6 protein-coding genes are annotated in these 9,113 nt (G+C 58.8%); all 6 read left to right on the forward strand.

What is annotated here, in order from left to right; translation table 11 throughout:
- Positions 1 to 459: 459 nt before the first annotated feature.
- Positions 460 to 2,034, forward strand: a complete 1,575-nt coding sequence (locus tag ACXJL8_RS25185; RefSeq protein ID WP_456624381.1) for an N-6 DNA methylase — start codon at positions 460 to 462, stop codon at positions 2,032 to 2,034.
- Positions 2,024 to 3,343, forward strand: coding sequence for a restriction endonuclease subunit S (locus ACXJL8_RS25190; RefSeq protein WP_456624380.1), 1,320 nt, complete (start codon positions 2,024 to 2,026; stop codon positions 3,341 to 3,343). The genes ACXJL8_RS25185 and ACXJL8_RS25190 overlap by 11 nt, the downstream gene beginning before the upstream one ends.
- A 137-nt stretch (positions 3,344 to 3,480) precedes the next feature.
- Positions 3,481 to 4,032 carry an abortive infection family protein gene (locus ACXJL8_RS25195; protein WP_456685780.1) on the forward strand — a complete coding sequence of 184 codons (552 nt, stop codon included), beginning with the start codon at positions 3,481 to 3,483 and terminating at the stop codon, positions 4,030 to 4,032.
- The gene (locus ACXJL8_RS25200; RefSeq protein ID WP_456685781.1) at positions 4,029 to 7,181 is read left to right on the forward strand and encodes a type I restriction endonuclease subunit R; all 3,153 of its coding nucleotides are present in this window, start codon (positions 4,029 to 4,031) and stop codon (positions 7,179 to 7,181) included. Before ACXJL8_RS25195 ends, ACXJL8_RS25200 begins: the two co-directional genes overlap by 4 nt.
- Positions 7,182 to 7,362: 181 nt before the next feature.
- Entirely contained in the window at positions 7,363 to 8,649 is a 1,287-nt protein-coding gene (locus ACXJL8_RS25205) for a phosphoribosyltransferase-like protein (RefSeq protein ID WP_456624411.1), read from the forward strand.
- A 247-nt stretch (positions 8,650 to 8,896) separates the two neighbouring features.
- Positions 8,897 to 9,113 (forward strand): hypothetical protein (locus tag ACXJL8_RS25210; RefSeq protein WP_456685782.1); only part of this gene is annotated, 217 nt, incomplete at its 3' end.

Genomic DNA, 9,113 nt, shown 5'->3' on the forward strand with positions numbered 1-9,113 from the left:
CCTGACGCTCGCGAGCGCGGGAAACTCTGTCCGCGAGATCGCGACCCAACTCAAGAAGTCGAAATCTGTCGTGCACCGCATCCTGAAGGAAGCCAGGCAATCGAGACGCACCGAAGAGAGCGCAAGGCCGAACTGACGCAGCTCTCGTCCCCTGTCCCGCATCCCAGCGATTGGGACAGCGGGACAGAGGGACAATCACGATTTCCTCGGGTTTATTCGAATTTCTGACGATTTCCGCGCGAATTTTAAGATATTGATTCTACTACAAAATTCGTCAAAAACGGTCGAAACTAAAATCCTGCCTTTTATGCTAGGCAGGTTCTGGTTCGCCGATCGGCGCGGTCGGAGACAGTGGACGGCACTGCATCAGACTTTCGCAATGCTTGCACCGAAGAGCCCTGTCCACCAAGACAGGACGAATCGATTCGCATATCATCACATCGCAATTTGGGGGCGTAATTGGCCAAGGCTGCTCGTTCCAAGAAAAGGACCGAAATTCAAGAACGGCGCGTGGAGGACACGCTTTGGGCCGCCGCGGACAAACTTCGCGGGAACATGGATGCTGCTGAGTACAAGCACGTCGCGCTGGGCTTGATTTTTCTAAAGTACATCTCCGACCGCTTTCAGGAACGCAGGCAGCAAGCGTTGGCTGACCCTGAAGAGGTTGCTCTGGTAGATGAGCGAGACCTGTATGTTGGCGACAATGTCTTCTGGGTCCCGGAGAACGCCCGGTGGGATTACCTGAAGGCGAACGCCACTAGCACAGACCCCATGATTGGCGCGCTGATCGATAGGGCCATGCTCGATCTGGAGGCCGAAAACCACAGCTTGAGGGGCGTGCTGACAAAGAACTATGCCCGCGCCGAGCTGGATCAGACAAGGCTGGGCGAAGTCATCAAGCTGTTCTCAGATCTGACGTTCAAGGACGAGCACCATGGCCAGGACGTACTCGGCCGGGTCTACGAGTATTTCTTAGGTCAATTCGCCATAGCTGAAGGCAAGCGCGGGGGCCAATTCTACACCGCCGGCTGTGTCGTCCAATTGCTCGTAGAGATGCTCCAGCCGTTTAAGGGGCGCGTGTACGATCCCTGCTGCGGGTCAGGCGGCATGTTCGTTCAATCAGAGCGATTTGTTGAGGCCCACAATGGCCAACGCAATGACGTATCCGTTTTCGGCCAAGAGTCGAATCCCACGACATGGCGGCTGGCCAAGATGAATCTCGCGATCCGAGGCATCGAAGCGAACCTCGGACCTAAGTGGGCGGACAGCTTCCACGAAGACCTGCATCCTGGCCTTAAGGCAGATTTCGTTCTCGCCAATCCGCCATTCAACGATAGTGATTGGGGCGGCGAGCGGTTACGCTCGGGCGACCGTTGGCAATTTGGCGTACCGCCGGCCGGAAACGCCAACTTTGCCTGGGTTCAGCACTTCATCCACCATCTCGCACCCCACGGCTATGCTGGATTTGTTCTGGCGAACGGTTCGCTGTCCAGCCAAACGTCAGGCGAGGGCGATATCAGACGGGCCATTATCGAGGCCGACTTGGTCGACTGCATAGTCAGCCTACCAGGGCAGCTGTTCTTTACGACCCAGATTCCCGTCAGCCTATGGTTTCTCACACGCGACAAATCGAACGGTCTTGTGAGAGACATGAAACTCCGCGACCGACGACACGAAACGTTGTTTATTGATGCCCGCAATTTGGGTACAATGCAAAGTCGTACCCTCAAAGTGCTGACCGATACGGATATCGCAAAAGTTTCCAATCGTTATCACGATTGGCGGGAGACTGGCGGTCGCTACGCCGACGAGCCAGGGTTTGCAAAATCGGTCACGACAGACGAAATCGCGAGGCAGGGGTATGCGCTCACTCCTGGCCGATATGTCGGGACAACAGCCGCCGAACAGGACGACGAGCCCTTTGCAGATCGTATGGGCCGTCTAACGGCAAGTCTGCACGATCAGGTGGTCGAGGGAGGTCGTCTGGACGACCGCATCCGAAAAGCGTTGGCGCGGGTCGGCTATGGCTGGTGAGTCGCAATCCGTCGAGCAGCTTCAGGAAGCCGGCGTGCTCCTCGTGGAGGATGGTAATCATGGCGAATACCGGCCTCGACGCGAAGAGTTTGTGGGTGAGGGCACAGCCTTTGTCCGTGCAGCCGACCTCTCGGACGGAAGGGTCGACTTTGCCCGTTGTGAGCACATCAATGATGTGGCACTCGCACGTATCCGAAAAGGCATCGGGCGACCGAACGACATTCTGCTGTCACACAAAGGTACAGTCGGCAAGTTAGCGCTAGTCCCAAGCGATGCCCCACCCTTCGTATGTTCGCCACAGACAACCTTCTGGCGTGTTCTGAGCGACGGACGGTTGGATCGCCGCTACCTTTATGCGTTCATGCGATCGAGATTGTTCGAAACTCAGCTGGAGGCAGTGCAGGACGAGACTGATATGGCTCCGTACGTCAGTCTGACTGCGCAGCGCAGACTCAAGGTCTATCTTCCTGGATTGAAACAGCAGGTCGCTATAGGTGAACTACTTGGACTGTTGGACGAGAAGATCGAGCTGAATCGGTGCATAGCTGAAACGCTAGAGGCGATTACTCGGGCGCTATTCAAGAGCTGGTTCGTTGACTTCGACCCGGTCCACGCCAAAGCGGAGGGACAAGAGACTGAGCTTCCTGGTGAGGTCGCGGCTCTTTTCCCAAAGAGCTTCGGTGATGATGGCCTGCCCGTGGGATGGAAGCTCAAGCCGATTGCCGAACTATTTGAAATCAGGGCTGGCAATACCCCGAGAACTGAGAACGGCGCATTCTGGGACGGGACACACCAGTGGGCTACGCCCAAAGACCTGTCGGGGTTACGCACACCTGTGCTCCTTCGGACTAGTCGGCAATTGACGGATCAAGGACTCAACCAAGTCAGTTCAGGTCTTCTACCGCCCGGCTCATTGCTTCTATCGACCCGCGCACCGATCGGGTACGTAGCATTTACTACCCTGCCCACAGCAATTAACCAAGGATTCGCTGGGTTCGTTCGCAGCAACGTCAGTCCCGCGTTCGCCTGGATGTGGTGTCGGTCCAATATGGACGTCGTTATCGGGAACGCTTCGGGATCGACCTTTGCAGAGATCAGCAAGTCGGTGCTCCGAAGGCTCCCCATGTTGGCACCGACACAAGGTGTGCTCGACGCTTTTGGCGAGATTGCCGATCCCCTAGTCGACCGGGTAGTAGCGGCAACTAAGCAGATGCAAACGCTTGCGGAGCTGCGAGACACTCTCCTGCCCAGACTGATCTCCGGCGAACTGCGGATCAGCGACGTCAAAGCTCAAGTGTCGGCCGCGTGATGCAATACCGCCTTCAATCCCTACACGCTCTGATGGAGGCGCATCCCGACCGGGCGGAGCCTCTGCGCCGGCACGTCGAGGCGTTGGAACTTAGCATTGAGAGTCAGCCGGCATTTTGTCTCCAAAACGTTCGAACCTTGTTCGAAGCAGCCCATGCGACAATTGCTCCCCAACTCGGGGTGACCTTTTCCAAACATGACGGATTCCCCGTCCGCATGAAGGGTGTCATTGCTGCACTAGATTTCTCGGTGGCCAACCACCCCGACGCAGATAAGATCAACACTCACGTCAGAGAGCTGACGCGCGCCATCGAAGACATGGCGGTCGCCCTTGCAAAATTAAGTAACATCCCAAACCTGCGGCATGGCGGCTCACTTGACTGGGGTACGCTCGAGCGTCAGCACGCAGTCATGCTAGGCGGGCTCTGCGACACGCTGGTGAGCTTTCTATTCGACGTCGCATGGCGGCGCCCGACGGCGGCGGCAGAATCAGAGCCCTCACGATACGAGGACTTCGCTGCATTTAACGCCTCCCTTGATGACGACTACGAAGAAGTAGAGATTGCCCGCTCAGTATTCCAGCCTAGCAAAATTCTGTATCTTCTCGACAACACGCGCTACGAGTTGGCGCGGGTCGAATGGGAAACGGAGCAGGCTGCATCCGAACCGCGGGAAGGTGCCCTCGCGTGACCGACCTCTATCCCATCGCGTCCTCTGGCAGCGCCTTCGGCTTTCGGGAAGAGGCCGTTGAACTCGCCGCACTCTCCTGGTTCGACCTGATCGGCTGGAAGACTGTTCCTGGTGATCAGCTCTCACCAGATGGCCCAATGGGTGCTCGCACGAGCTACAAACAGGCGGTGCTCGAACCCGAGCTACGTAGCGCGCTGGCAACTCTGAACCCTGATGCAAGCCCAGCCACGATCGACGCGGCCGTTCGCACTGTACTGGCAACTCCTAGCCAGGATGTGATCGAAAACAATCGGGTCTTCCATCCGCTGCTCGCTTCCGGGATTCCCGTCGAGGTTAGCCAGGACGGCGAGACCCGAACGATCGGCTTGCGTCTGCTCGACCGTAGTGACCCGACAGCCAATCGGCTCCTGGTCGCAAACCAATTTATCATCCAGGGCGCCGATGAGCGTGATGTTGTGCGCGCCGACGTGGTGGTTTTCGTCAATGGGCTCCCGCTCGGCCTCCTGGAGCTTAAGAGCCCAACAGACGCACAGGCGACATTAGGGCGTGCACACACACAGCTTCAAAATTACCGAAGCAAAGTGCCGGAACTCCTGCGCTTCAATCAGGTACTCATCATTAGCGACGGCCTCCAGGCCCGAATCGGTTCGCTGACCGCGGGCCTCGATCGTTTTGCTCCTTGGCGCACAATCGATGGATCCACTCTCGACGATACGGGCAGATCTGAACTGGAGGTGCTTATTCGAGGCGTATTCGCTCCCGAGCGTTTCCTCGACCTAATCGTCGACTATATCGCCTTTGAGGTAGTTGATGGAGTTGTGCACTCGAAGAAGCTCGCCGGCTACCACCAATTCCACGCTGTGCGGAAGGCTCTTGCCTCCACGATTGACGCAGCGGGCGCTCGCGGGCAGCGTCGGGGCGGCGTGGTCTGGCACACGCAAGGGTCGGGAAAATCGCTCACGATGCTGTTCTTCGTACGCCAGCTCCAGCTTGCGAAGGCACTCAAAAATCCAACAATCGTGGTGGTCACAGATCGGAACGATCTTGATGATCAGCTCTCCGGCACCTTCAACGCTCACATCTCGGCTCTGCGCGGTATCCCGGTCCAAGCTGACAGCGCCGAGGAGATGCGCCGCTTGCTGACGGTTGACATCGGTGGGCTGGTATTCACTTCGATCCAGAAGTTCCGGGGTGATGATGGTGAACATCCCCTCCTAACCCCACGAAGTAATGTCGTAGTCATCGCAGACGAGGCCCACCGCACCCAGTATGGCTTCAGGAAGCGCTTTGTGATCGGGGAAGGTGGCGTACGGGAGCAGGTCGGTTTCGCGGAGTATCTGCGGCAGGCGCTACCCAGCGCTACCTTCGTGGGCTTCACGGGAACGCCAATCGACGACAGAGACCGCTCGACTGTTGGGGTCTTTGGAGAGGTGATCGATACCTACGACATGACGCAGGCCGTCGCGGATAAGGCGACCGTTCCGATCCACTACACAGCCCGACTGGCCAAGCTGCGTCTCAACTTGACTGATGAGGAGCGCGAGGAGCTGGATGCGCTGGCAGAAGAACTGACGGAGGGTGACGATGCAGCGATCGAGCGCAACAAGGGCAATCTGAGCCGGTTCGAAGAAGTAGTCGGAGCGACCGATCGCGTTTCCCAGATCGCCGCCGACATAGTGACTCACTTCGAGCAACGGCGGGAGGCAATGGCAGGCGGCAAGGGCATGATCGTCGCGATCAGCCGGCGCGTGGCAGTGGAACTGTACGATCGGATTGCAGAGCTGAGGCCTGACTGGGTTGCTGCTGATCCGCGAGACGACTCGTCCGGCATGCTGAAGGTCGTCATCACGGGCAATGGAAATTCCGACCCAGCTCCGCTGCAACCCCACCTGCGCAGCAAAACAAGACGGGAAGCGCTGGCCGAACGTTTCAAGAGACCGGGGTCCGCGTTAGACTTGGTCATCGTGCGTGACATGTGGTTGACCGGCTTTGACGCGCCGTCCCTGCACACCCTCTACATCGACAAGCCGATGCGGGGGCATGGGCTTATGCAGGCTATCGCTCGTGTGAACCGGGTCTGGGGCGATAAACCGGGCGGGCTGGTGGTTGACTATCTTGGGATCGGCGCTGAGCTGCGGGCCGCCCTTGCTCAGTACACCGCCCGAGACCGTGACCAAATTCGATTAGACCCCGACGAGGCCGTTCGCCAAACGCTGATGCGACTGGAGAGCGCGCAGATGCTGCTCGAAAGCACGCCCTGGCGCAATTTCTTTCCGGCCGGGCCGGCTGCTCGGTTGACGATCCTAAAGCAGTGCCTCGAAACTGTATTGGGTCACGGGCGTCGAGAGGACTTCATCGAAGCTGCTACCAAGCTGGAGGTTGCCTATGCGCTCAGTGCCGGCGACGAGCGCGTAACGGCGCGGCGAGATGAGATTGCGCTGGTTGCGGCGATACGGGCCAACCTGGTCAAATACACAGCCGGAGCGGGCCGAGGCCGCGAGAACATCGAGCGTGAAATTCGGCAACTGCTCTCCCGCGCCGTGATGGCGGATGGAATCCTCGACGTATTCAAGTCCGCAGGGCTCGAGCAACCAGACCTTTCAATCCTCTCAGACGAGTTCCTGGCGGAGGTGGGACAAATCAAGGAGAAGAACCTCGCCGTGGAAACACTGCGTCGGCTCCTTGCGGATGAAATCAAGGCACGTTCGCGATCGAATATCGTTGAAGCCACCAAGCTGAGCGATAGGCTCGATGACACTATTCGCCGCTACCACAACCGGGCGGTGGATAGTCTTCAGGTGATTGAAGAGCTGATAGCTCTAGCCAGGGACATCAGTGCCGCGAGCGCCCGTAGCGCCGAGCTGGGCCTCAACTCGGAAGAGCTGGCCTTCTATGATGCTCTCGCTGAAAACGGAACGGCAAAGGCTCTGATGGAGCACGAGCATCTGCGATTGCTGGCGCAAGCCCTCGTCGGTGCCATTCGGAAGTCGGCCTCGATCGACTGGACTCGCAAGGAGAGCGTTCGGGCCAGAATGAGGATCGAGGTTCGCAAGCTGTTGGCCCGCTACGGGTATCCACCTGATCTTCAGAAAGCCGCCGTGGATTTGGTGATCAGACAAGCAGAGGCGTTCGCCAACACTTGGAGCTGAGATTACCCAACGATTGGACCTGCCGGACCCGGTGTCGAAAAGACTGAGTCGCTGACAGGGTGCGGCCCGTGAGACTCAGACTGTCCCACCGTCCCACATACTAGTTGGTGGGACACCGGGACAAGGAAGCCTAGATCGCCAATGCGTCCAGCGACGCCTGCATACCCGGTGAGTTGAAGAAATGGTCGATCGGAAGCCCCTGTCGTCATATCCCACGGCCCAATCATGGCTGAAGCAGTTCGCGACGGCCGATCAGCCCTCTGCAAAATCGATGCTGGACTCTTTGCTTCTTCTCAATGAAGAGCAGGTTAGCGCCTCCATTCGATCGCAGCTGTACGCTCTGGCAGCATCCCGACATGGACGAAGGAGGAGGATCGCTCTCTATGCCGAACGAGAATTTGGAGGCGCACCGGCGTTCAAAGTGGAAATGATTCCGGACGCTGACGGTCAACCTCGTCGGCGGTCGGTCGGCCGCAAGGGACCGGCACCGGTAAGTCCTGTGAGGGGCAGCGGCCGAGTAGGAAGCGAGGGCCTTATTGCATTCGTAATCTCGCAAGCGCACGAGACCAAACCAGGATCATTTATGAACCATCCCGGACCTGACTTGCTCCGGGGAAAGACGAGCCCAGCGGGAAGTATTGGCATTGTGACCGACTTCATCGGATCAGGCTCGCGCGTTTGCGGGATGCTGGATGCATTTTGGGCGGTCCCCAGCGTCCGCTCCTGGGTGTCGAGAAAATGGATCGATTTCAAGGTTATAGCCGCCGCGGCAACCGTTGCAGGGGTCGCGAAAGTGAAGCGGCACAGGCTTGGACCGGAAGTACTATTCCAACACGTTGCGCCAACGATCAGCAGCCATCCGGACTTTAAGCAGGCGGCAGAGTGGTTGACCCTGATCGAAAAGTATGGCCCTGACGCAGGCCGCGGCGCGAGCCGCTATGGGTTCGGTGGTGACACTGCGCTCGTGGCATTCAACTATCGTCTTCCAAACAACACTCCRGCCCTGCTGCACCGGACTCATGGGGGTTGGCGTGCCCTTTACGACGGTGCCGCACCAGATGACTTGAGGCCAGCGTTCGGCGTCCGGGCACCGGCGGAGGTCATCGGTCAGGCGGCGGAGATGACCGGCATCGCGATCTCCGACGATCTGTCACCGGAAATTGCCGCAATGGTCCTTGTTCTCAGCCTTCTCCGCGGGCGATGGCACCCTAAGAGCCAAGTCGCTCTTGCCGAGCGCACCGGAATGGCGGTGCCAGATGTCATGGACGTACTTGCTCGGGCACTGAAGGGCGGGTTCATCAACGGTTCGGGTCGGCTCACCGATCCCGGGCAAGCACTCTTAGCGGCTGGACGACGGTCCGAGCGCAAGCGACCCCTGGTTGCAACAAATCCAGAGCCGTATTATCCCTTGGCCCTGAGGACTTCGCGGGGCTCATCTAGCACCCGCCGCCCTTCGGGGCGGCCATGATGGCAAGCCGTAGCTTGCCGTCCTGGGCGACCGGGCTTCCGATCGCCGCTGATAGAGCTTCCGAACGCCGGTCCACGCTGCTTCCTCCTTCGTTCCCTGCGGGAACCTCCTCGGAGACTCGTTTCGATGGACGAAGCAGCGCCCACGCGGGGCTGGATTCAAGTAGATGAAACACCCGTGGAGTCCTCAGCACTTTCGCGGAGAGGCGAGAAAGGCTGGCCGTCCCGAGGGCGTGATAGAGGCTGCGGTGAGCGCGGCCTCAGCGATCAAGCGAACGCATCCCGACCTTCCTGTCATTTTCACGCTACATCACCTGGCGCATCTCGCTGAGGTGTCCGCCGACGATCTGCAGCAGGTGGCATTCCGCAAACTGGACGCTTACCGCGTTTTCCGCGTCAAGAAGCGAGGGGTGGCTGGCATGATTCCGGCTCCGCCGCGTCGGTACCGGACGATCTGTGTACCGC

This window comes from Bradyrhizobium sp. P5_C11_2, from assembly GCF_054049755.1.